Annotated in this window: 26 protein-coding genes; 14 read left to right on the top strand and 12 right to left on the bottom strand. The window is 38.1% G+C overall.

What is annotated here, in order from left to right:
- The 4 genes from speA (at window position 1) to N0B29_RS06645 (ending at window position 5,114) form a co-directional block, all read left to right on the top strand.
- A complete protein-coding gene (gene speA / locus N0B29_RS06660; RefSeq protein ID WP_263832922.1) occupies window positions 1–1,845 on the top strand; it encodes a biosynthetic arginine decarboxylase in 1,845 nt (614 codons plus the stop codon).
- Window positions 1,842–2,555 (top strand): serine O-acetyltransferase, encoded by a 714-nt coding sequence (gene cysE, locus N0B29_RS06655; protein ID WP_263832921.1) that lies wholly within the window; start codon window positions 1,842–1,844, stop codon window positions 2,553–2,555. The genes speA and cysE overlap by 4 nt, the downstream gene beginning before the upstream one ends.
- A gap of 69 nt (window positions 2,556–2,624) precedes the next feature.
- Window positions 2,625–3,794 (top strand): pyridoxal phosphate-dependent aminotransferase, encoded by a 1,170-nt coding sequence (locus tag N0B29_RS06650; RefSeq protein WP_263832920.1) that lies wholly within the window; start codon window positions 2,625–2,627, stop codon window positions 3,792–3,794.
- A 123-nt stretch (window positions 3,795–3,917) separates the two neighbouring features.
- Window positions 3,918–5,114, top strand: a complete 1,197-nt coding sequence (locus tag N0B29_RS06645; RefSeq protein WP_263832919.1) for an NAD(P)-dependent oxidoreductase — start codon at window positions 3,918–3,920, stop codon at window positions 5,112–5,114.
- A gap of 51 nt (window positions 5,115–5,165) precedes the next feature.
- Here the strand turns inward: N0B29_RS06645 and N0B29_RS06640 are convergent, their stop codons facing one another.
- From N0B29_RS06640 to N0B29_RS06615, 6 genes are all read right to left on the bottom strand, one after another.
- On the bottom strand, window positions 5,166–5,411 hold the full coding sequence (locus tag N0B29_RS06640) for a hypothetical protein (protein ID WP_263832918.1): 246 nt from the start codon (window positions 5,409–5,411) through the stop codon (window positions 5,166–5,168).
- A 12-nt stretch (window positions 5,412–5,423) separates the two neighbouring features.
- Entirely contained in the window at window positions 5,424–6,374 is a 951-nt protein-coding gene (gene lpxD, locus N0B29_RS06635; protein ID WP_263832917.1) for a UDP-3-O-(3-hydroxymyristoyl)glucosamine N-acyltransferase, read from the bottom strand.
- The gene (gene ilvN / locus N0B29_RS06630) at window positions 6,374–6,835 is read right to left on the bottom strand and encodes an acetolactate synthase small subunit (RefSeq protein WP_025344773.1); all 462 of its coding nucleotides are present in this window, start codon (window positions 6,833–6,835) and stop codon (window positions 6,374–6,376) included. The genes lpxD and ilvN overlap by 1 nt, the downstream gene beginning before the upstream one ends.
- Before the next feature lie 12 nt (window positions 6,836–6,847).
- The gene (locus N0B29_RS06625) at window positions 6,848–8,539 is read right to left on the bottom strand and encodes an acetolactate synthase large subunit (protein ID WP_263832916.1); all 1,692 of its coding nucleotides are present in this window, start codon (window positions 8,537–8,539) and stop codon (window positions 6,848–6,850) included.
- Between the two features lie 194 nt (window positions 8,540–8,733).
- Window positions 8,734–9,639 carry a Ppx/GppA phosphatase family protein gene (locus N0B29_RS06620; protein ID WP_263832915.1) on the bottom strand — a complete coding sequence of 302 codons (906 nt, stop codon included), beginning with the start codon at window positions 9,637–9,639 and terminating at the stop codon, window positions 8,734–8,736.
- A gap of 6 nt (window positions 9,640–9,645) precedes the next feature.
- Entirely contained in the window at window positions 9,646–9,867 is a 222-nt protein-coding gene (locus N0B29_RS06615) for a hypothetical protein (protein ID WP_263832914.1), read from the bottom strand.
- A 202-nt stretch (window positions 9,868–10,069) separates the two neighbouring features.
- On the opposite strand from N0B29_RS06615, the gene N0B29_RS06610 reads away from it, so the two are divergent.
- From N0B29_RS06610 to N0B29_RS06565, 10 genes are all read left to right on the top strand, one after another.
- Window positions 10,070–11,542: an NAD(P)/FAD-dependent oxidoreductase gene (locus N0B29_RS06610; protein WP_263832913.1), complete on the top strand. Its 1,473-nt coding sequence runs from the start codon at window positions 10,070–10,072 to the stop codon at window positions 11,540–11,542.
- Between the two features lie 32 nt (window positions 11,543–11,574).
- Complete coding sequence (locus tag N0B29_RS06605; protein WP_263832912.1) at window positions 11,575–11,946, top strand: c-type cytochrome; 372 nt, start codon at window positions 11,575–11,577, stop codon at window positions 11,944–11,946.
- A gap of 60 nt (window positions 11,947–12,006) precedes the next feature.
- Complete coding sequence (locus N0B29_RS06600) at window positions 12,007–13,137, top strand: cytochrome b/b6 domain-containing protein (protein ID WP_263832911.1); 1,131 nt, start codon at window positions 12,007–12,009, stop codon at window positions 13,135–13,137.
- Between the two features lie 75 nt (window positions 13,138–13,212).
- Complete coding sequence (locus N0B29_RS06595; RefSeq protein ID WP_263832910.1) at window positions 13,213–13,620, top strand: SEL1-like repeat protein; 408 nt, start codon at window positions 13,213–13,215, stop codon at window positions 13,618–13,620.
- A 75-nt stretch (window positions 13,621–13,695) separates the two neighbouring features.
- Window positions 13,696–14,475, top strand: coding sequence for a pyridoxine 5'-phosphate synthase (locus N0B29_RS06590; protein WP_263832909.1), 780 nt, complete (start codon window positions 13,696–13,698; stop codon window positions 14,473–14,475).
- Window positions 14,472–15,407 (top strand): 4-hydroxythreonine-4-phosphate dehydrogenase, encoded by a 936-nt coding sequence (pdxA, locus tag N0B29_RS06585; RefSeq protein ID WP_263832908.1) that lies wholly within the window; start codon window positions 14,472–14,474, stop codon window positions 15,405–15,407. Before N0B29_RS06590 ends, pdxA begins: the two co-directional genes overlap by 4 nt.
- Window positions 15,408–15,518: 111 nt before the next feature.
- A complete protein-coding gene (cbiM, locus tag N0B29_RS06580; protein ID WP_263832907.1) occupies window positions 15,519–16,166 on the top strand; it encodes a cobalt transporter CbiM in 648 nt (215 codons plus the stop codon).
- Window positions 16,163–16,444, top strand: a complete 282-nt coding sequence (locus N0B29_RS06575) for a PDGLE domain-containing protein (protein ID WP_263832906.1) — start codon at window positions 16,163–16,165, stop codon at window positions 16,442–16,444. Before cbiM ends, N0B29_RS06575 begins: the two co-directional genes overlap by 4 nt.
- Window positions 16,434–16,988, top strand: coding sequence for an energy-coupling factor transporter transmembrane component T family protein (locus N0B29_RS06570; RefSeq protein ID WP_263832905.1), 555 nt, complete (start codon window positions 16,434–16,436; stop codon window positions 16,986–16,988). Before N0B29_RS06575 ends, N0B29_RS06570 begins: the two co-directional genes overlap by 11 nt.
- Window positions 16,975–17,727: an energy-coupling factor ABC transporter ATP-binding protein gene (locus tag N0B29_RS06565; RefSeq protein ID WP_263832904.1), complete on the top strand. Its 753-nt coding sequence runs from the start codon at window positions 16,975–16,977 to the stop codon at window positions 17,725–17,727. Before N0B29_RS06570 ends, N0B29_RS06565 begins: the two co-directional genes overlap by 14 nt.
- Here N0B29_RS06565 and mnmH read toward each other — a convergent pair.
- The 6 genes from mnmH to N0B29_RS06535 are packed head-to-tail and all read right to left on the bottom strand — an operon-like array spanning window position 17,724 to window position 22,320.
- Complete coding sequence (mnmH, locus tag N0B29_RS06560) at window positions 17,724–18,737, bottom strand: tRNA 2-selenouridine(34) synthase MnmH (protein WP_263832903.1); 1,014 nt, start codon at window positions 18,735–18,737, stop codon at window positions 17,724–17,726. The genes N0B29_RS06565 and mnmH overlap by 4 nt on opposite strands.
- Window positions 18,731–19,222: an HIT family protein gene (locus tag N0B29_RS06555; RefSeq protein WP_263832902.1), complete on the bottom strand. Its 492-nt coding sequence runs from the start codon at window positions 19,220–19,222 to the stop codon at window positions 18,731–18,733. Before N0B29_RS06555 ends, mnmH begins: the two co-directional genes overlap by 7 nt.
- Window positions 19,222–20,010: an indole-3-glycerol phosphate synthase TrpC gene (gene trpC / locus N0B29_RS06550; protein WP_263832901.1), complete on the bottom strand. Its 789-nt coding sequence runs from the start codon at window positions 20,008–20,010 to the stop codon at window positions 19,222–19,224. Before trpC ends, N0B29_RS06555 begins: the two co-directional genes overlap by 1 nt.
- On the bottom strand, window positions 20,007–21,278 hold the full coding sequence (locus N0B29_RS06545; protein ID WP_263832900.1) for a tetratricopeptide repeat protein: 1,272 nt from the start codon (window positions 21,276–21,278) through the stop codon (window positions 20,007–20,009). Before N0B29_RS06545 ends, trpC begins: the two co-directional genes overlap by 4 nt.
- Window positions 21,254–21,634 (bottom strand): YkgJ family cysteine cluster protein, encoded by a 381-nt coding sequence (locus N0B29_RS06540; RefSeq protein WP_263832899.1) that lies wholly within the window; start codon window positions 21,632–21,634, stop codon window positions 21,254–21,256. Before N0B29_RS06540 ends, N0B29_RS06545 begins: the two co-directional genes overlap by 25 nt.
- Window positions 21,622–22,320 carry a tRNA1(Val) (adenine(37)-N6)-methyltransferase gene (locus tag N0B29_RS06535; RefSeq protein ID WP_263832898.1) on the bottom strand — a complete coding sequence of 233 codons (699 nt, stop codon included), beginning with the start codon at window positions 22,318–22,320 and terminating at the stop codon, window positions 21,622–21,624. The genes N0B29_RS06540 and N0B29_RS06535 overlap by 13 nt, the downstream gene beginning before the upstream one ends.
- Between the last annotated feature and the right edge of the window lies 1 nt (window position 22,321).

Here is a 22,321-nt window from a genome sequence, read left to right as displayed (position 1 = left end):
TTGGATTACGGAATTAAAACATGGGGAAACGATAACTTCTTTATCGAAGATGGTAAGGTAAAAGTTAACACAGGCTGCGAGCCTTCTCTGATAGAGATTATACAAAAGATACGCAAAGATGGTATCCGTGGTCCTATTCTTTTAAGATTTCCTCATCTGATCCAAAAACAGATTCGTATGATTTATAAAAGTTTTGCTGATGCGAAAAGAGAGTTTGGTTACGAAGGTAATTTTAGTGCCGTTTATCCTCTTAAAGTGAATCAATTTCCAAATTTTGTTAAGAACCTTGTTACTTTAGGGCAAAAATATCACTATGGTCTTGAGGCTGGTAGTAAAGCAGAGCTAATTTTAGCGATGGCATACAACAATCCACATGCGCCTATTACGGTCAATGGTTTTAAAGATAACGAGATGATCTCTTTAGGCTTTATTGCTGCGGAGATGGGGCATGATATTACCCTAACGATTGAAGGTCTGAATGAGCTTGAGAGCATTATTTCGATTGCAAAAGATCGTTTTGGTTGTGTCCCAAACATTGGTCTTCGCATTCGTCTTCATAGCTCAGGTATTGGTATTTGGGCAAAAAGTGGTGGTATTAACTCCAAATTTGGTTTGACTTCTACAGAACTTTTAGAAGCGGTCAATATGCTCCGCGATGCCAATTTACTTGAAAAATTTACAATGATTCATTTTCATATTGGTTCCCAAATTACCGACATTGCACCTTTGAAAAAAGCCCTTCGTGAGGCGGGAAATATTTACGCAGAGCTTTGTCGTATGGGTGCAACGCATCTTAAAGCGATTAATCTTGGTGGTGGTTTGGCGGTAGAGTATTCTCAACATAAAACCACACTTCATAAAAACTATACCCTAAGCGAGTATGCGAATGACGTTGTCTATCTTCTTAAAGATATTGCAACACAAAAAGGGGTTCATGAACCAGACATCTTTATCGAGTCAGGTCGTTTTGTCGCAGCACACCATGCGGTGCTTGTTGCTCCTGTTCTAGAGCTTTTCTCACAAGAGTATACCGACCAAAAGCTCAGACTCAAAGAAGTTAACCCACCTCTTGTTCAAGAGCTGTACGATCTTCTTGGAACCATGAACCGTAAAAATGCACTTGAATTTTTACATGATAGTATTGACCACATGGAATCATTGTTAACACTCTTTGATTTGGGTTATATTGATCTTCAAGATCGCTCAAATACTGAGATTTTGGTGAATCTCATCATCAAAAGAGCGGTAGGTTTGGTTGCTGATAAAAAATTTAGTGAGATTTTGGATATTCAAGATCGTGTGCAAGAGCGTTACTTGGTTAACTTTTCGCTCTTCCAGAGCTTACCTGATTTTTGGGGAATTGGTCAGACGTTTCCTGTTATGCCACTGGATCGTTTGGATGAAGTACCAACGCGTTCAGCATCACTTTGGGATATTACCTGTGATAGTGATGGCGAAATTGGTTTTAACACGGAAACACCACTCTTTTTACACGACGTAGACATTAAAAATCGTGACTATTTTCTAGGCTTTTTCTTAGTGGGCGCTTATCAGGAAGTATTGGGTATGAAACACAATCTTTTTACTCATCCAACAGAAGCTACTATTATTATTGACGATGATGGTTATGAAATTGAAAATATTTTAGAATCACAAAGTATTAGTGATATTTTGGAAGATCTTGATTATGACATTAAAGAGGTTCAAGAAAATCTTAATGATCGTATTGAGGCTTCGGACATCATCAGCGAGAAAGAGAAAAAACATATTTTAGGTGAAATTTATCTCTTCTTAAATGACAATGGTTATCTCAAAACGATTAACAATGAGGATAATGCGCAATGAACTCCGTCTCTTTGTGGGAAAAAATTAAAGAAGATTTTTCCCAACCGATTCTGCATGACCCAGCCATAAACTCTAAAATAGAGCTTTTTTTTAACTACCCAGGTGTATGGGCTTTGGTAAACTATCGCATTGCACATGCTTTACATGTAAAGGGCTTTCGTACCCTTGCCCGCGCTATTATGGGTATTTCTCAGATTATTACAAATATGGATATTCATCCCGCCTGTACGATTGGTCGTCGTGTTTTCTTTGATCATGCCTTTGGCGTGGTTATTGGTGAAACGGCGATTGTCGGTGATGATGTTTTAATTTATCAAGGTGTAACGCTTGGTGGTGTGAGTTTGGAGCGTGGTGTGAAGCGCCATCCAACCATTGGAAATCATACGGTTATTGGCTCTGGAGCTAAGATTTTGGGCGATATTACGATTGGTGAGAATTGTCGCGTTGGATCAAATTCGGTTGTCGTAAAGAGTATTCCTAATGATTCAACAGCGGTTGGAATTCCTGCTCGTATTATCGAAAAAGGGCGTGACAAAAACCCTATGGCACACAATAAAATCCCAGATATCAACAAAGAGCTTTTTATCTATATGTTCAAACGTATTAAACTTTTAGAGGAAGCGGTTCTAAGTACTCATAAAGATCTTAAAATTAAAGATGATGAATTAGAAGTGCTTTACAAATGCTATTTGGAATCGGTCAAAGAATAAATTTTTTTTGGGAAGAAATGATTAATATTTCGCTATAATCTGCACGATATTTTTATAGGGGAATGTTTCATGCTATCAAAAAGAATCCAAGTATTATCACCCTCTTTGACTTTAGCCATTACAGCTTTAGCAAGAGACCTTAAAGCTCAGGGAAAAGACATCCTTAGCTTTTCTGCAGGAGAACCCGATTTTGACACACCGCAACGTGTGAAAGATGCTGCTATTGAAGCCATTCAAAAAGGTTGTTCAAAATATACTGCTGTTGCAGGTACGCCTGAAGTGCTTAAAGCAGTTGCTGGCAAACTTAAGCGTGAAAATAACCTCGATTACAAACCTTCGCAAATTGTAGTCAATGTTGGAGCAAAACACTCTTTGTTCAACATTTTTCAAGCAATTATTGACGAGGGCGATGAAGTCATCATCCCTTCACCTTATTGGGTAACCTACCCTGAAATTGTTAAGTATTCTGGTGGTACACCTGTTTATATTGAAACGGATGAAACAACTGGTTTTAAAATTACACCGGCGCAACTTAAAGCTGCCATTACACCTAAAACAAGAGTGCTCTTATTTAATACGCCTTCAAACCCAACGGGATCTGTTTATTCAAAAGCAGAGCTTGAAGGTTTAGCTGAAGTTCTTAAAGGTACAAATGTTTTAGTGGTTTCTGATGAGATGTATGAAAAGATTTTATTTGATAATCTAAAATTTACCTCAGTAGCCTCTATTAGTGAGGATATGTTTAATCGCACCATTACCGTTAATGGCTTAAGTAAATCTGTGGCTATGCCAGGTTGGCGTTTTGGCTATCTTGCCTGCCCTATCAAAGAGATTGTTGATGCGATTGTTGATCTTCAAGGTCAAAGTACTTCCAATATCAACTCTATTACCCAAAAAGCGGCTATTCCAGCACTCGAAGGTCTTGTTGATGATGATATTGAGAGTATGCGTGTTGCTTTTGAGCGTCGTCGCAATATGGCGTATGAATTGCTCAGTAGCATTAAAGGACTTTCTGTTGTTAAACCAGATGGTGCTTTTTATCTCTATGTCAATACCAAAGCCGTTGAGAATGATTCAATGAAGTTTTGCTCAAAACTCCTTGAAGAAACCGGTGTTGCGGTTGTTCCTGGTCTTGGTTTTGGAACAGAAGGGTACTTTAGACTCTCGTTTGCAACCGATGATGCAACGATCAAAGATGGAATTGGACGCATTAAAGCGTTTGTTGAAAACTACAAATAAGTCTTAAATAAGGGCATTTTTTTATGAAATGCCCTCCTCTTTTAAAAAATAACAAAAAAGTCATATGGTTTTGGTACAATTCTGACATAATTTTTACATATATATAAATTACAAAGGCTAGACATGAATAAATATGTCATCACACTTGCTAAAACATGCTTAGGTTGTAAAAAACCATCATGTCGATCAGGCTGTCCAGTGGGAACTCCAATTCCTGAGATGATCAGCCTCTTTTTAGCAGGAGATATTAAAAAAGCGGGAAAAATGCTTTTTGAAAATAATCCACTTTCTGTTATCTGTTCTATGGTTTGTCCTCATGAAAAACATTGTGAAGGGCATTGTGTTCTCAATAAAAAAGGAACAGCGGTTAGTGTAGGGAGCATTGAAAATTATATTTCTGATCTTTATATGAATGACCTTCAGTTTGAGAAGCCTCTTAGAAATGGTAAAAAAGTTGCTATTATTGGAAGCGGTCCTGCTGGAATTGCGCTGGCATTTATTTTAGGCGCAAAGGGTTATGAAATTACGATGTATGATGCCCACGATAAAATCGGCGGTGTCTTGCGCTACGGCATTCCTGAATTTAGATTGAGTAAAACGATTTTAGATACCATTGAAACAAAGCTTGGTCAGCTTGATGTCACGATTAGACCTAATATCACGATTGGTAAAAACATTACTGTGAGTGACCTTTTCCGTGATGATTTTAAAGCGATATTTATTAGTACAGGTGTTTGGTCTCCTAAAAAACTTGGGATTAAAGGCGAAAGTTTAGGCCATGTTCATTTTGCTATTGATTATCTCAAAAATCCTTCTGTGTATCATTTAGGACATACCGTAGTCGTTTTGGGTGCGGGCAATGTTGCAATGGATGTGGCAAGAACGGCAGTTCGTCATGGCGCACATGAGGTTATTATTATGTATCGAAAAGGAATGGATGATATTCCTGCCTCAAAACATGAAGTTGAATGTGCCAAAATAGATGGTGTAAAGTTTGACCTCTATAAACAGCCCATTGAAATTACGGAACAAGGTGTTATTTACAGTAGTACAGATGGAAGCGATGAAAAAGGATTGTTAGAGGCAAATTCTGTCCTAATCGCAATCAGTCAGAACCCAAATGACCATATTATTCAATCTGCACGACAAATTGAAGTTGATGGTAAGGGGTTAGTGATTACAGATGAGAGTGGACGTACAACGATGGAGGGTGTTTTTGCTTCAGGAGATGTTGTAACAGGCGCTAGGACAGTTGTCGAAGCTGTAGCGTTTTCAAAACGTGTCGCCGTTGCCATTGAAGAGTATATTGATACACTCTAAAGTTAAAATGAGTTTTACATGTAAAGATATTACATGTAAAACTCAAAAAGATTATTTTGACTCTGTTCCAAAACGTGCTTTCGCATCTTGAAGAGCATTAATAAGCTCATCAAGATTTTCGTAAGGGATATGCGCTTTCCAATCAGGCTCATTACCACTTTTCTTGAGTGCAATACCAATACTAACAACAGGAAATGATCCACTTCCATAAGGCTCTTCCAAATGAGAAATAGAGATAATTCCATTTTTTGTTCCTGCTAATGGAAACTTAGTAAGTATAGTGTTTTTTCCGCCCATAATGTAATCCTTTTAATTCTTTGTAAAAAATCTTGCGAGTTTCGCTTGCGTCTTTAACCACTCTGTTTGTAAAGTAAGTGGAAAACCACCGTAAATTTTGCCGCCTTGAATTGATTTTGAAACGCCACCGCGTGCAGCAACGGTTGCAAAATCACCAATTTCTAAATGTCCTGCCGTAGCACTCTGCCCACCCATAACAACATTGCGTCCAAGTTTTGTCGAACCTGAAATACCCGTTTGAGCAACTAAAATACACGCCTGTCCAATTTCGCAATTATGTCCGATTTGAACAAGGTTGTCTATTTTTGTTCCTTTTTTGATAATGGTTGATCCAAAAACAGCACGATCAATCGTTGTGTTAGATCCTACTTCAACATCCTCTTCAAGAATGACATTGCCACTATGATGAATTTTAATATGCTCACCCATCTTTGTATGAGCATAGCCAAAACCATCACTGCCTATAATAGCACCTGCTTGAATGATGCAGTTATCTTTGATGATTGCATCATCGTAAATGACAACATTAGGGAAGATATGTACATTTTTTCCGATACGTACATTCGCTCCAATGGTGACATTAGGCATAATATAAGTGCCCTCTTCTATGACAGTTCCGCTACCAATAACAACATGAGGCGCAATGCTACTTTTGTCTGAAATCGTAGCAGGCTTGGACGTATCAAAGGCTTTTTTAGCAAAATAGGCACTGGCGTACGCCATACTTAGATGAGGATTGTCACTTAAAAGTGCTTGAGAACTTTTGGGAAGATGCTCTTTGTAGGTGGGTGCAAGGATGACGACACCCGCTTTAGTATTTTCTAAATCAGCTAAAAGCTTTGGATTTTCAAAAAAAGCAATCTGAGAAGAAGTTGCCTCTTTGAGTGTCGCAAAAGAGGTAACTTCCATATCGGAACCAGAAAATTCAAGCGAAATTGCTTGAGCAAGAAGGCTGAGTTTCATTAAATATCCATTGCGACTGAGCCGCTTCTTACGATGTCTGTTGGGTTGTATTTTTTAACCGCTTTTAAAAAGTTATCAATGCGATCGTAGTCATCAGCAACCATTACGACAATAAAATCTTCACCACTGCTTGCAATGGTTCCATTATAAGCTTTAAGCATGGCATCAAGGCCATTAAAATCTTCACTTAAAGGAATTTTGACAAGAGCCATCTCTTTTTCAACAAACTGACCTGATTCAATGACTTTATAGGTTGGAATCAATTTATGCAACTGTTTAACAATCTGCTCTAAAACAGGAGTGCTTCCTGATGTTACGATGGTTAATCGTGACAAATTTGTTTTAGGTATTGGAGCAACCGTGAGCGAGTCAATATTGTAACCACGTCCAGCAAAAAGTCCTGATATACGCGATAAAACGCCATCTTCGTTCAAAACGATAACCGATAAAACTCTTCTGATATGTTCCATCGCTTACTCCTTATACTCAAGCATCATATTGTAGAGCGTTCCACCGGCTGGAACCATTGGTAAAACGTTTTCAAAACGATCAACCTGAACGTCAATCATACAAACAGTATTACTTTCAATGGCTTCTTTAAGTGCTTTATCAAACTCATCTTTGGTTTTAACTCTAAAACCACGTCCCCCAAAACTTTCAACCAATTTAACAAAATCTGGTTGGACTGAAAGATCGGTTGATGAGTAGCGTTTATTGTAGAAAAAGGTTTGCCATTGACGAACCATTCCCAAAAATTGGTTATTTAAGATGATATTAACAACGGCTACTTTATTTTCAACCGCAGTCATCAACTCTTGAATATTCATTAAAATCGAGCCATCACCTGTAAAGTTAATGACCGTTTTAGAAGGTATAGCCACTTTAGCGCCGATTGCTGCTGGAAGACCATAACCCATTGTTCCGAGTCCACCGCTACTGAGCCATTGACGAGGATAAGAAAAAGGATAAAACTGTGCTGCCCACATTTGATGTTGACCAACATCGGTACAGATAATCGCTTTATCGCCTAGCAATTGCCCTACGCGCTCAATCGCCCATTGTGGCTTAAGGACTTCATTTGAATCTTCGTATTTTAGAGGATGAATCTCATTGTAACGTTTTAAAAGATCACGCCAAGGTTTGTATTTATCAGCATCAACATGCTCTTTTGCAAGAGGAATCATTGCTTCTACAACGTTTTTAAGATCTCCTACGATTGGGTAATCAATTGGAACGATTTTGCCAATGCTACTTGGATCAATATCAACATGAATAATTTTGGCGTGTTTAGCAAATTCACTTAGTTTTCCAGTAACTCTGTCATCAAAACGTGGACCAAAGGCTATCATAAGATCGGCTTCACTCATTGCCATATTGGCACTGTAACAGCCGTGCATTCCCAACATTCCAAGAAGCAATGGGTTTTCATCACCCATGACGCCGCGTGCCATCAAAGTCTCAACCGCTGGAATACCACAAATTTTGGCAAATTCTCTTACTTCAGCACTCGCATTTGAGTTAATCGCACCACCACCGATGTATAAAACAGGGCGTTTTGCCGCAACAATGGCTTCAATCGCTTTTTTAATTTGGCGTGGATTGCCTTTATAGGTTGGTTTATAGGTTTGCATTTTAATTTCACTAGGATATGCAAAATGACCAATTTGTGCCGTAACATCTTTAGGAATATCGACATGAACGGGACCTGGTCTGCCACTTCGTGCAATGTAAAATGCCTCTTTTAAAATACGTGGCAAATCTTTAACATCTTTAACCAAATAGTTGTGTTTGACACAAGGACGGCTAATGCCTACAGCATCAATTTCTTGAAACGCATCTGTACCTATCATACTAATAGGAACTTGACCGCTGATCACAACCATAGGAATAGAATCCATATACGCTGTTGCAAGTCCCGTTACTGCATTGGTGAAACCAGGACCACTGGTAACGAATGCAACACCGACTTCACCCGTTGCTCGTGCGTAGCCATCTGCTGCATGCAGAGCGGCTTGTTCGTGTCGTGTAAGGATATGTTTAAAATAATTTTGTTTATAAACTTCGTCATAAACATTCATTATAGCACCACCAGGATAGCCAAAGACGACGCTGACATTCTCCTTACGTAGTGCTTCTATGACCATTTGGGAACCGCTTAACTCCATGACCTCTCCTTTCATATTTTTTATACAGTATTTGGGCAAAGCCCAACCACCTACGTTGCGACTTGGCGCTAAAGCTTGCCTCTGACGAGGCAGAATTTATTTTACAAAGTATGCATTATTAGGCATAAACTCTGCAAAAAAGTGGGTTATTATAGCAAATAAAGATTAAACAAGGCTCTTTCTTAGGGCGTATTTTACGATTTGTTCAAATTGTAACATTGCTCAAGCGCTACACCTTCTCTTAGCCCATCATCAATGACAATGCAGCTCTCAAAACCAAGCTTTTGCATAATAGCTTTTACAATTAAAATGCCAACCACAACCAAATCACGGCGATTTGTTCCTGTATAACGTTCAGCGTCCTCTTCATTCATGGCAGATAAACGCTCATACGCTTCTTCAAACTGTTTTACATGTAAGACAGTTCCATTAACAACATTTGCATCGTAATGGGCATAATCAAGGCCTTTTAAAAAAGCAGCGACCGTTGTTGGCGTTCCTGCTGTTGTTACTAATTGTAAAAAAGTGGAAGGAATTGGATCTTGCTGATTCACAAAAGTGTCAATGGAATTGACAATATGTGTTACATGTAATTCACGATCTTCTGTATACCGTTCTGCAACATTGATAATACCAAAAGGAAAACTTTGGCTTTTTTTAGTGCCATTTTTACAAAAAGTCAGTTCCGTTGAACCACCACCGAGGTCAAATAAGGCATAGGTTTGATGATTGTAACCTTCTCGAGAAAGGGCATTTTCAATCGCTAAAGAGGTCAAATAAGCCTCTTTTTCTCCTGAAATAATCTCAAATTTTAGTCCAAATGTTGCTTCAATCTTTTGTAAAATTTCTTTTGAATTTGATGCGACACGCATTGCTTCGGTTGTCACACAAAAACAGCGTTCGTTTTTAAAATCAAAAATTTGTGAGGCTTCAAATAAGGCATTAAAGATGTTTTGCTTTGAAGTTTCACTAATCTTACCCGTTACATGTAAGTCTTTAGCGGTTCGTACAATACGTTCAAAAGCCTGAATACGCGTCTTACTTTGACACTCTATTTGTACAATGCGCAGTGTATTAGAGCCTAAATCACAACCAATCATTGCTGTCTATCTTTTACGAAAAGGCTTCATAATAATACGTATAATTATGCGTATTAGCCCAATAAAAATATAAACTATTGAGGTGTAAAGAAGCGGATGATAGGGCATTTTGTGTGTACTGAGATGGTTAAAATGCTCAATAGGATGGGTAAGCCATTGGTTAATGTGCATTCCCAATGCTAGAACTAAAAAAATGACGATAAAAACAAGAACTTCTTTTTTAAACATTGATCCTGCTTGATTTAAAATGAATAGATGATTTTAGAGAAAAAAAACTTAATTATAGGTTTGAATAAGATTACATTATGAAGACAATTTTAGAATATTATAAACAACTAAAATAATCAAGTATAATATTTTAAACCAAGGAAAGCCTCAGATTGTTGGAAGTAAAATGGGGAGTACATACAACAAAAAGGATGGGCAAATTATGAAATCAGACAAAATCATCGAAGAGATTCTCTGCGAGATTGAAAAGCATGAAGGTGGAATGTCACGCCGTAATGCGATGAAGTTTTTAGCAGCATCTCCAATCGCTGCGAGTGTCTTGGCAAGTGCAACTATTGCAACAGAAGTACACGCTGCATCTTCAAGTGCAACAGGTAAAATTGTCATTGTAGGTGGAGGGCTTGCAGGCGTAGCAACGGCTGCAAAACTTACGAATCGACTCTCTAACCCTGATATTACGATTATTGAGCCAAATCCAAAATCAGTTTCATATCAACCAGGTCAAACTTTGATAGCGGGTGGCGTATGGCAAAAGAGTGATATTACGTATGAAACAGAGAATTTTATCCCTAAAGGTGTTAAATGGATTAAAGATTCTGTTGTTAGTTTTGATCCACAAAACAATAAAGTCAAAACAGCCAATGGTACAGAAGTTGGATACGACTATCTCGTCGTTGCAACAGGACTTATGCTTAATTATGGTGCTATTAAAGGACTGGAGGGCGAAATTACCTCAAGCGGAGCCAACGAAGTTGTTCGTAAAAAAGTGGGTAAAGATGGTGTTTATTCTATCTATTTTGCAGATGGCGCTGTTGATACGTACAAAGGTATTCAAGAGTTAATTGCAAAAGCAAAAGCCCATAAAGGTGCTGAGAAGCTTCAAGCTCTCTTTACTGATCCAGACACTGCTATAAAGTGTGGTGGCGCTCCTAAAAAAATCATGTATATTACCCACGATTTACTTACAAAAGCAGGTGTTCGTGACAAAGTTGAAATGACATTCTGTCCATCGGGTGACAAGATGTTTGGTGTACCTGAATACAATACAGCCATTTTTGAGCAATTTAAAGTAAGAGACTTTAAATGGGAATTTAAAACCAATTTAGTCGCTATTGATACTGAGAAAAAGATGGCTACTTTTGAGAAAAAATGGCTAGAAAAAGGTGAATACGATGAGGACCTCAAAGAATACACCATGATCTCTATGAGTAAAAATGTTGAGAAAAAATATGATTTTATTCATATTACCCCTCCTCAAAAAGCGCCTGATGTTGTTGGAAAATCGCCAATTGGATCAAGCAAAGGCTGGGTACCAGTGGTTAAAGAGACACTTCAACATGTTACGTACAAAAATGTCTTCTCTTTAGGCGATGTTGCCGCTGTACCTATGGGTAAAACAGGTGGTAGTGCGCGTAAACAATATGCCGTTGTCGCGGAAAACTTGATTGCCGTTATGGAAAAACAAGAGAAATTGCCAGCAGCATACGATGGTTATACCGTTTGTCCTTTGATTACAAGTATTGGAACGGTTATGCTTGCAGAGTTTAACTGGACAGCTAAGCCTACGCCTTCATTCCCACTTGACCCAACGCAAGAGAGATGGATTTGGTGGTTACTCAAAGTCTATGCACTTAAACCTATGACAATTTACGGCATGCTCTCTGGTAGAGCCTAGTTTCGTTTAGAATAAATAAAAAGGAAAAACTTATGAAAAAAATGAATTTAGCACTCTCTCTAGTTGCCCTAGTTGTTTTAAGCGGATGCGGCGATAAACCGAAATCTGAAATTGTTAAGTACAAATACACTCCTGCGCAAGTTTACCAAGATACCTGTTCACATTGCCATGGTCTCAAAGGTGAAGGTTTAGCTGAGAAAAAAGCTCCTGCGCTGACCAAACAAAGTGTTCAAGAACTTGAAATGTCTCTCTTTGACATTAAAAATGGTGGCCTTGGCCAATCCACTGCATCAGAGCATGATGTTATGGAACATAATATGAAAAAATTGGCTGAAAAAGGGTATGACTACGATATTAAGATGATGGCAAATTACCTTCATAATACGTTTAGCGTTGCTAAATAAAAATTTGAGTATGATGTTTTTTGGTGTGGCAGCACATCAAAAAACATCTGAAAGTTACGAATGAATAAAAGACCCTATGAAGTTTTTGTCTGGCCTCTTTGTACGCGCATTATTCATTGGATTATTGCAACCTCTTTTTTCTTCTCTTTTGTTACTTCTTTTCATCATAGTCTTTTTAGATGGCATCTCGCATTTGGTCTTATCTTTGGCATAGTGTTACTTTTTAGGCTTATTTGGGGATTTATTGGACCAAATTATGCAACGTTTAAAACATTCAAGTTAAGCCTGAATGCTTTGCAACATTATTTCATCGAAAAAATGACAAATAGGTGGCGCAAAATATACGCAGGACACAATGCTGCATCCAGTTGGTTCACGCTCATTGTTCTAGGACTTGGAAGTTTGATAGTGCTTAGTGGACTTATTCTTCAAGGTATTCAAGAAGCCAGTGGACTTTTGTCGGGTTTAAATGAGCATTATTATAGGCTTTCGCCTGCGGTATTCATTTTTCATGCCCTCCTTTCATACCTTCTCTTTTTTTGGGCAAGTATTCATATTGTGGGTGTTTTAATTGAACAGTTTTATCATAAAACCAACATGGTTTTTGCAATGCTTACAGGGTATAAAAAAGCAGAAGGAAAAGATACAACGATCTCTCTGGTGCGACATCTTTTTTCGTATGCTGTTATCGTGCTGTCTTTAGGGGTACTCTATTTTGTAGCAAGTTCAAATGAAACATTTTTCACAAAAAGCAGATTTGAAAAAAGAGATTATAAGAGTGAAAACAGTGCTTTTTTTGAAAAATGTGGCAAATGTCATAAAAACTACCCTCCTTTTATGTTACCATCTAACTCTTGGGTGCGTTTAATGGATGGATTGGATAACCATTTTGGTGAGAAAATCACTGAAAACAACATTACTAAAAGTGAGCAAAATAGCATTAAAGAGTATCTCTTAGCCCACAGTGCAGAGACTTCAACCCATAAGATTGCTTTTAAAACGTTAGAATCTTTAGGCGACATGCGCCCTATTTCCATGAGCAAGGTTCCTTATTGGCGTGAAGCACATCAAACTATCGAAAAAAGCACCTTTAAATCTTTACATGTAAAAGATGCTTCCAACTGTTTTGCCTGTCATGAAGATTTTGAATATGGCATCTTTGATATAGCGCGCATTCATATACCACGTTAATTTTAAAAGTTTAAATAAGTTTTAATATAATGGACTATAATCATTTATATCCATTTTAATTGAAAGGTGTTGATTGTGAAAACGTTATTTCTACTTTGTATGGTAAGTGTTTTAACGCTTTTAGGGGCTGATAACTATCTCAGGGAAGGTGTCTTAGCTTACAATCAAAAATCCTACGCTTCAGCAAAGACATTTTTTGAACTTGCCATCAGCAAAGAAGACTCGGCTAATGCTGCCTATATGTTAGGGAAAATGTACCTTTATGGCGAAGGTGTCAATGTTGATTATCCTAAATCGATTGAACTTTTAGAATTTGCACGTGAGAATGGCAATGTACCAGCTGGCTGCTACCTGAGCGAAGCTTATATGACCTCTAAGACCAATACCAGTTATATTGCCAATGGCTTGATGAAGGGGCTTGCCCAAAAGATACCGCATTGCCAAAAAATGCTAATACGCTATCTATCTTATACCAATTTTTAACTCAAACCATTTAACTGAAATTTTTTCGAAACCATATTTTAGTTATAATACACCCAAAAAACGAAGGATACTATAATGCTTCTAGGCGTAAATATCGATCATATTGCAGTATTACGAGAAGCGCGAAAGATCAATGATCCTGATCCTTTGGATGCTATCTCTCTCGTAAAACGCGCGGGAGCTGACCAAATAACCATTCATTTAAGAGAAGATAGACGACATATTAATGATGAAGACGCTCAAAAGATTATTGAAAATTCGCAGCTTCCTGTTAATTTAGAGTGTTCCATTACGCCAGAAATTATTGATAAAGTCATAGAACTTCGTCCTCATCGTGCGACACTTGTGCCTGAAAAGCGCGAAGAAGTCACCACGGAGGGTGGTCTTGATGTGATTAAAAACAAAGAAGTGATTAAAGAAATTGCAAAAAGACTTAAAAAAGAGCATATTGAACTTTCTTTATTTATTGATCCAAATAGTGCTATGATCGAAGCATCACATGAAATTAATGCAGAGTGGATTGAACTTCATACAGGCTTGTATGCCAATATTTATGCGATGCTCTACTCCAATCTTTCTCGTTCACGTCATAGCATTAAAGCGCTTGAGTTAGATCGTGAATCTTTACATGTAAAGCTCCTTGAAGCAACCCATGAACTTGAACGCTCTTCCAAACAAGCCTTGCAATTGGGGCTCAAAGTTGCCGCGGGACATGGACTAAACTACCATAATGTCAAACGTATTTTAGAGATTAAAGAGATTAGTGAGCTGAACATTGGGCAGAGCATTATTGCACGCTCTGTCTTTGTTGGTTTTGAGCAAGCAGTTAAAGAGATGTTAGGGTTGATACGATGAAAAAAATAGCGATTAGTATTGGTGATTTAAACGGTATAGGCTTAGAGATAGCCCTTCGTGCGCATGAAGAGGTCAAAAAGCATTGCTATCCTATTTATTGCATTAATGAAAATATGCTTGGCTGGGGTGCTGCACTTCTAGGGCTTGATGTCCCAAGTGACTTTGATATACGTGATTGTGGTAAGGTCTTTGAGATTCAACCAGGTCTCTGTTCTGCGGATGCGGGGGAGAGTTCTTATGATTCGTTCATCACAGCAGTTGCATTGGCTAAAAGCAATGAAGTCAGTGGCATCGTCACGCTTCCGATCAATAAAGAAGCATGGTCCATGGCTGGACTTGAGTACAAAGGACACACTGATGCGCTCAGTGATCTGTTAGGTTGCGAAGCCATTATGATGTTAGGTTGTGAGGAGATGTTTACCATCCTCTACACACATCATATTCCCCTTCGTGATGTTCCTCACGAAATCAAAGCTAAAAAACTTAAACCATTTTTACTGAAAGTCTATGAAGAGATTGGTGAAGAGCGTATTGCTGTTTTAGGGCTTAATCCTCATGCTGGAGATCATGGTGTCATTGGCGATGAAGATGAAGAGATCGAAAAAGCGATTTTAAAAGCCAACCACTTTTTAGAGCGTGAAGTCTTTGTGGGACCTTTTGTTCCTGATATGGCTTTCGCTAAAGGCAATCGCGAAAAATTCCGTTATTTTGTCTGTATGTATCACGATCAAGGTTTGATTCCTCTTAAAACACTCTACTTTGAAGAGAGTATCAATGTAAGCCTAAATGCGGGCATTGTTCGCACTTCAGTTGACCATGGTACGGCATTTGACATTGCCTATAAAGATGAAAATCCTTCTACACTGAGTTACGTCAATGCTGTAAAAGAAGCGGTTAAATTAGCAACGGGAAAAACACTTCTTACATTCTAATTCATGTAACGCTAAGAATAGAAATGTAATAATAATACTAGATTTGATTGCGTAATATTTATATATTGCTCAATTATTATTTTGAATTGACATTTCTTGGAGGTTACAATTATGCATATCCCAGATGGTTATCTTTCCCCTCTGACATGTATTGCAACGTATGCTGCTGCTTTGCCACTGTGGGTCATTGCGTTTAAAAAACTCAAAAGTCAGCTTGATGAGACAACGCTTCCTCTTATAGCATCTTTAAGTGCTCTTAGCTTTATTATTATGATGTTTAATATCCCCATCCCAGGCGGTACAAGCGGACATGCCGTTGGTGCTTCATTGATTGCTATTTTATTTGGACCGTGGGTTGCTTCATTATGTGTGAGTCTTGTTTTATTGATTCAAGCGCTTATTTTTGGAGATGGCGGTGTTACCACGTTTGGTGCTAATGCACTTTTGATGGCATTTGCAGCCTCTTTTTCGTCTTATTATGTTTTTGAAGCACTGAAAACCAGAACATTTGCACCTTATGTCAGTGGTTGGGTTGGGGTTGTTTGTGCGTCTATTGTTCTTACTTTATTTCTTGGCATTCAACCTATCATTGCAGTAGCGGATGGTCAGCCTCTGTATTTTCCTTTTGGCTTTGCACTCACCTTTCCTGCCGTTGTGGGCTCTCACATGCTCTTTTTTGGCGTAGTTGAAGCTATTTTTACAGGTATCGCGTACCGTTATATTGTGAAAAACCGTATCTACAAAGGAGCAAATGTATGAAAAAGATTTTTTATCCTATGCTCATTTTATTTGTACTTATTCCCTTGGGATTGATTAGTGAAAATCCTGCTTGGGCGGAATGGGAGAATGAATATTACCAAGAGGTGTTAGGTTTTATTCCCAAAGGGATCGAAAATGCTTTTAAAATCAAAGCTCTCGCGCCTGATTATACGATAGACGGACTCAACGATGTTCTCGCTTACTACCTTTCAGGAATGCTTGGTGTTGCTCTGATTTTTGGGATTTTTTACCTGCTTGGAAAAAAACTTGCGCGATAGAATCCTCTTTGGTTTCTATCTTCTAGGGCTAGCTCTTATTTTGGCTAGCCACTCTTTTTATATTTTGGGTTTTTTTGCCGTTTTATTGCTCTTACTTGCGCGTTCTGAGTGGTTTAAAATGCTTAAAAAAGCACTCAAATCCATTTTCTTTTTTAACATTGCCATTAGTATAGGTTTCGTGATTATTGCCCTTTTGCACCAAAAGCCTTGGATGGAATATTTACTTCTTTTCAACTTACGTGTTTTTGATTTAACATTGACAACGATGCTTTTCTCCCATTATGTCAACATTGCACTTGCTCTCTCTTTTTCTAAAACGCTTAGTTTTCTTATGACTATCGCACTTTCCCAAATCTACAGCTATCAAAAGAGTTATGAAAACTTCATGTTAGCCCTCAAAAGCAGACTGATTAAAAAAATGAGTGAACGTGCTCGAAAAGAGTTTATTACCTCTGTATTTGGTTATTTTTTTACCAAAGCGTTGTATGATAGCGAGGAAAAAAGTTTGGCACTCAAAGCAAGGGGATTTTTTGATAAAAGTTGAAGATTTAGCGTATCAGTACGAAACAAAATGCGTTTTAGATAAACTCTCATTTGAGATTAAAGCCGGTGAAAAAGTTGTTTTACTCGGTAACAATGGCAGTGGCAAAAGTACCCTCCTTCGGATTCTTGCAGGGCTTTATTTTGGCGAGGGAAACTACTTCTTTAAAGATGAACGAATCACCCAAAAAAGTGTTGGTAAAAACTTTCGTAAAGAGGTAGGCATCTTATTTCAAAATCCAGAAACAATGATCTTTAATCCTACGGTGTATGATGAGATTGCTTTTGGGCTTAGAGAGTTTGATGTCCCTAATGTCGATGAGCGCGTCCATACCATAGCCGAGAAGTTTAGACTCACCAAACATCTTCAAAGCTCACCGCTTAAACTCAGTGGTGGTGAAAAACAAAAAGTGATGCTATGCGCTATTTTAGCCTTAGAGCCGCAGTTTTTACTTTTAGATGAGCCAACGGCTAATATGGACCCTAAAACAACGGGATGGTTTGTGGATCTGCTCTCTGAGATGAATATAACAACACTTATTTCAACACACAATATCTCTTTAGCCTATGAACTTGGCGATAAAGCGTTGGTTTTAAACGACAAACACCAACTCATTTACAATGGAGAAATTGAAGCACTGATGCGTGATAAAAAGACCTTAATTGAAGGCAATTTACTCCATCTTCATGTGCATAAGCATAAAGACTTTCAACACTCGCATTATCACATGCACCATTTTTAGGCGTTGGACAGCTTTACATGTAAGGCTTGAAGTGTCTCAATAGTCGCATTTGGCTCCGTATTTTCTAAAACCATATCAATATGAGGTGGTTTTTTATAAACAAGATCATAATACTCAACTAAAAGTATTTTAGCCACTTCATCAAGCTGGTGATGCTCATAAGCAAGCATGGCAGCCTCTTTGGCACTTTTTTTAATGTAAGGCGCAATCATCTGCATGGCTTGGTCAAAGAAAAGCGGTGTAATGCAGTGATAGTCTTTTAAAATGCGCTCAACACGCTGTATCAGAGGTGCTGTGATTTCGATGCGAAAACTCTCTTTCATTCTTGCATGTAAAAGAGCTGGTAAGGTAAGTTTACCCATCCTTTTGCTCTCTGCTTCTATGAAAATAAGGGCATTTGGATCGATTTTACATAAAATTTCGCATAAAATATTTTCAAATGCTTTTTGACTTGGCTGTGCACCTTTGATGCTTCCAAAACTTGATCCTAGATGGTTAGCCAGTTTTTCAAGATCGATGGAGGGTTGGAGGGTTTGTAAAAGTTCACTTTTGCCACAACCTGTGTTCCCCCCTAAGACAATAAAACGATGGTGCGGAAGATTTTCAAGATAGGTGAGTACATGTAAACGGTAGTTCTTATAGCCCCCGCTTAGTCTGTACACTTGGTATCCAATATGCGAGAGGATAATGGCGATTGAGCTAGATCGTAGCCCTCCTCTAGCGCAATAAATACCTATTTTAGAGCCTATTTTATAGGTTTTTGCAATTTCTTGAAGATGATGCGCCACATTTTGACAGATATAACGTGCTCCCAAAATTTTGGCATCATTGCGAGAGACTTGTTTGTAAAGTGTTCCTACTTCTTGATGTTCTGCATCATTCAGGGCATAAAAATTTTGAGCATTGGGAATATGCGATTCGTTATATTCGTTGGGACTTCTTGCATCTATTAAGAGATCAAAAGAGGATTTTTGTGCAATGAAGGGTTCAATGTCCAAATCAGTTAACATGAAATATACTCAGGAACAAGCCCTTTAAGATGATGGTAGATTTTTTCAAAATCCGTTCCATAAACCCGTGTATCAGCGATCGTAGTAATAAAATTGGTATCGCCAATCCACCTTGGAATCAAATGGTAGTGTATATGCTCCGCAATACCAGCACCGCCACTTTTACCAAGATTCATGCCAAGGTTAACGCCTTGCGCGCCAATGCCTTCTTTGAGCATTTTCACACAACGCTGAACAATAAAAGAGATATGCAACCACACTTCAGGCTCAAGCTCTTCTATCGCATCGGTGTGAAAGTGAGGGATAACCATGAAATGCCCTGGCGAGTAAGGATAACGATTCATCACGATGAAACAAAGCTCATCGCGATATAAAACATGGTGTTTTTCATCAAGTTTTGAATTTTCGCTAATGTGACAGAAAACACATCCTTCTGTTTTTTCTGTAAAATAAGCATCACGCCAAGGAGCATACATGTAATTCATCAATCGACCTTTTTAATCGCTTCAAGTGAGGCTTGAATATCAGGCTCACGCATAAAATACTCACCAATTAAAAAGGCATCGGCTCCAATTTTACTTAAATGTTTAATGGTCTCTTTATCATTCAGCCCACTCTCCGCAACAATGATTTTTCCTTGTGGAATCAGTGGCATAAGCTTTTCTGTTAAACTCATATCCATCTCAAAGGTCTCTAGATTACGATGGTTAATGCCTATAATGTTTGCTCCAGCAAAGATCGCTTTGACGAGATCTTCTTTGTCATGTATTTCGACTAAAACTTCAAGTCCAAGTCGTAAAGCATACTCTAAAAGATGTTTCAATTCGGCTTTTGAAAGCGCTTTTGCGATCAATAATATAAAATCAGCCCCGTAAACAAGGGCTTCAAGTATCTGATACTCATCAACAATAAAATCTTTACGTAACAAAGGTGTCGGCACATAGCGACGAATTTGGGTTAAATACTCTAAATTTCCTTGAAAATAGTGAGGCTCTGTCAGAACAGAGATCGCATCTGCTCCTCCTAATTCATACGCCTTGGCAATAGCAAGTGGATCAAAATCAGCTTTGATAATACCTTTACTTGGGCTTGCTTTTTTCACTTCTGCAATAATGCGGTACGGATTTTCGGGTGTTGCTTTCAGATAAGGTTTGACATCACGAGGCATGAAAGGGTTAAAGGCGAGACTTCTGCCTAACCAGTCAATCGTATACTCTTTTTTCTTTTTTTCTAAATCTTCACGCGTTTTTTTGATAATTTCATCTAAAATCATTGTGGATTCTTCTCTTTCAAACATTTTTTAATGGCTTCAATATGTGCGTTTACTTCTTCTTCAATCACATTTTCACCAAAATACTTCATAATAGCATAGGCTTCGTCGCACTTACCTTGTTTGAAAAGCCCCCATGCAAGAGAGTCTAAATAATAAGGCGAATTAGGCTCTAAGCGAAGTGCCTCTTGCACCAATGCAATGCCTTTTTTGATATCAATATCATGGTCAATCAATAAATAACCATAGTAATTCATATAAACCGAGTCTTTGAGCAAGCTCGTCACTTCTTCGAATTTTTTAGAGATCGACTGCAAGATTTCAGGAGAGAGTTTGTTTTTATTGAGCTCGAACTCATAAATAGCCATTTTCCCCAGATAATCAAGGTTGCTACTCTCTTCATAGAGTTTTGAAGCCAGCGCATACGCTTCGGTAAATTTTTTCTGTGTCGCATAGATTTGAAGCAAAATATCTTGATTAAAGCCTGTTTTCTCCAAAAATGTTGTTGCACCTTTGACATCTTTAATGTACATTAGCAGCTCGACTATTTTTTTGGCAATCTCTTCGCTTTGTCGCTCTTTGTAAAGTTTTTTATAGGTTGCAATGAGTCCTTGAACATTACGGTCACGTCCATAAATTTCAACCAGTTTAAAACACGCATTTTCACCGCAACCTTCTATATTGGCATACGTTTCCAAGTAGGCAACAGCGTCATCTTTACGACCTAAAAAGCGGTATAGAAGTTCGACAATGTTGAGCAAGAGATCTTCCGATTGCTCTTGTTTATAGGCACTTTCAAAATATTTGAGCGCTAAATCATACGATTTCATTTGCAAATAAAGATTGCCTGCAATACTTAAATGTTGTACAGTTTTATCGTATTCAATGAGTTTAAGTATCTCTTTTTCTGCCTCTTCATAACGCTTCTCTTTAACAAGTTGCCCTACCAATAAACGGTTAAAGTTTTTTTCATCAGGATATTTACGAATGCCTTGCATAATGAGATCTCTGGCATCTGGATCACCCAAAACAAACGCAAGACCAGCATCTTCTGTGAGGTAAACTTTTTTTTGACTCTGTTCATAAAGTGAATGGTAAATTTTACGGGCATTAACATAATCGCCATTTTGTTGGTAATCTAATGCTTGCAAGATCAAATTATCTTCTTCTTCAAAAACCTTTTTTGTCGTCTCATTGGTGACAACAACTTCTTTGGTGGTACATCCCACCAATAAAAAAAGAACGACTATAAGCGAATAATACCGGGACATTCTGTAACTACCTCGTCAATGTTTTCTTTAAAATACTCCCAAAATGGGAATGTACGGCACTGTTGTGGGCGTACGTCATAGATACGACACATCTTCTTTTCCATATCAAAAAAGACGCAACCATAGCCGCCTTCGTACGCGATTTCTTTAATCGTGAAACGATAGCGAATTTTTAGTAAATAGTTATTGATAAACGCCTCTTTTGATAAAGAAAGTTTGCCTGCAATAGCACTTATTTCTTCTTGAGTTATCCAGATATATCCACTCTCTCCTATGCAGCATTTACCAGAGCAACTTTGGCATGCTTTTGGATCAAAAGCGTATGGATAACCTTCTTCTTTCATTAGCTTTTCCATGTTAGACTCTTTGTTTGGGATCGCTCAAAAATTGCTTGAACACGAGGGCTAAATGTCTCTCCTGTGTAGATAAAAAGCGGTGGATGAATTTTACACAGCGTTTTTGAGTTTTTGCGCGCACGAATCAGCACCAAAGAAGCTTCTTTCTCCTCTTTTGGGTACACAAAACAAAGATCTTCAACATTGAGCCCATTGGCAAGCAGCGTTGCCATTAAATGATCTAACTGTTTAGCATCGTAGCAAAAGCAAAAATAACCACGATTGGAAAGTGTTTTGGTTACTTTTGAGGCAAAGGCGGCAAAAGGAAGTGCGCTACTATGTCGGCTGAGTGAAAGTGCATCATCCTCGCTTTTAACGCCACCTTTGTGATAAAAAGGTGGATTTGAGACAATCATGTCAAATTTATGCTCGAATTTTGTTTCTAAAAAATCTTTACATGTAAAGCTTGCAATCTCGATATGGTTTTGCTCTGCATTAGCATGAGCTATCATACAGTTTTGTTCTTGAATGTCTAAAAGATGCATCGTGATGCTTGGAAAATCGCGTTTAAGTAGCAATCCCAAAATACCACAACCACACCCAACATCAAGGAGTTGACCTTTTGGATGAAAGGAGCTAATAAAATCATAAAGTAAAAGTGTATCGCTGTTGTAGCGGTAGCCTCGTTCAGGTTGAAATAAGTTCATT

The organism is Sulfurospirillum oryzae (assembly GCF_025770725.1).
Taxonomy (GTDB): Bacteria; Campylobacterota; Campylobacteria; order Campylobacterales; family Sulfurospirillaceae; genus Sulfurospirillum; species Sulfurospirillum oryzae.
This window is presented reverse-complemented; position numbering and strand designations above follow the sequence as displayed.